Consider the following 255-nt stretch of genomic DNA (forward strand, 5'->3'; position numbering starts at 1 on the left):
ATTTTAACCAGAGCCTTAGAAAGTGACGTCGATATGGACCGTCTCGAGCGTCTCATTGCCTTACGAGAAAAAGAAATAGAAAGGCAAAACTACGAAAGATTTGCCAGTGATCTTTCGAATATGCAAATAGAATATCAAAAAATACAAAAAAACTCTACAAACACCCATACCAACAGCCAATATGCAACCCTTGATCAGTACATTGATGCTGTAAAGAATACTCTTGCAAAACACCGGTTTTCTTTGTTTTCTCGT

1 protein-coding gene is annotated in these 255 nt (G+C 37.3%); it reads left to right on the forward strand.

Annotation, left to right across the window (positions count from 1 at the left end):
- On the forward strand, positions 1–255 hold a 255-nt coding region (locus J7R12_RS08810), incomplete at both ends, for an ERF family protein (protein WP_208439093.1).

The organism is Bartonella vinsonii subsp. vinsonii (genome assembly GCF_902825235.1).
In the GTDB taxonomy this organism is placed as follows: Bacteria; Pseudomonadota; Alphaproteobacteria; order Rhizobiales; family Rhizobiaceae; genus Bartonella; species Bartonella vinsonii.